Origin of the sequence: Sporosarcina sp. E16_3 (assembly GCF_017347125.1) — a bacterium.
In the GTDB taxonomy this organism is placed as follows: Bacteria; Bacillota; Bacilli; order Bacillales_A; family Planococcaceae; genus Sporosarcina.
On the sequence record NZ_JADPRX010000078.1, the window covers coordinates 1 to 1,124 of the forward strand.

A 1,124-nucleotide genomic window follows, 5' to 3' on the forward strand; every position below is an offset into this window, starting at 1 on the left:
TTGGTCGGTGTTATCGGTGATGCAGAAAGTATTGGTGTTATAGGTTTTTTATCTATATTACTTATATTTATTGTTTCGATAGATTCATTACCCGCCGTATCTTCTGCATAAACGGTGTATGTGTCATTTTCGCTTACTGTAAACGTGGTTCCATTTAATTCCACCCCTGCATTTTTGAAAAACTCAACAATCTGATTCCCTTTTGTCCATTTTTGAACAGGTACAACCCTTTCATAATCAAGTGAAATTTCATATTGGAAACGATCCTCATACGTCCTAGTATCTGTCGCAGGTTTTGTTACATTACCTTGATAGCGATATACGCGATTATCTGAAGCTGGTTTCGTAACCGTACCCCTATATTTATAGATTGGTTCTCCTGGAATTACTTCGTACAACTTACAAAACCACCCACCTTGGGGATTACCATTACTTGGATTACATTCATAAAAATATTGCCCATTACCTGACATTCCTGAATGGTCTTGTCCATACCCATGATTGCTTGATATTAACCTTAATGAAGATGGTCCTGGCCCATAATAGTATTGACTTAAAGTTCCGCTATACCCACCGGAATTATAGTAACTAGACGATTGACCGGTTACTTCTATAGAATGACTAGGAGTATAACTACCACTATATACATATTGTAAAAGATTACCTACATAGCCACCTGAGTTATAACTACTTGATGTTTGTCCTTCAACATACTTAGTATCTTCAGGTGTATAACTCCCACCCGTTTCTACTTTCCGTGACGGGTTACCTCCTGAAACTTTCACAGTAACCTTTTCTCCGTCTACATTAACAATTTCGGCGTTACCGGTATTAGCCTTAGCCCCATTTAACATTTTTAATCCAGGGATTGAAAACGTGTGTGTTTGTATGGTGCTAGTGCTTTCGGGTGTCTTGAACAACTCATTGTCAAGGTCTCGAATATCCGCTGTAATTGTTACATCTGTAGCTGTAAGCGTGGTAGGGCTTGCTGATAAAGATATGTCAGGGGCGGTTTTATCTATATTATTTAGTGAAATTGAACCAATTTCTGACCATTCCCCTTCAGAATTTTGCCCCTTAGCTTCAACCGTTCCGTTCTTTATTATAGAAATTGGTACTGTATA

1 pseudogene is annotated in these 1,124 nt (G+C 38.2%); it reads right to left on the minus strand.

What is annotated here, in order from left to right:
* A pseudogene (locus tag I2483_RS19165) lies at window positions 1–1,124 on the minus strand (hypothetical protein); the annotation flags it as partial.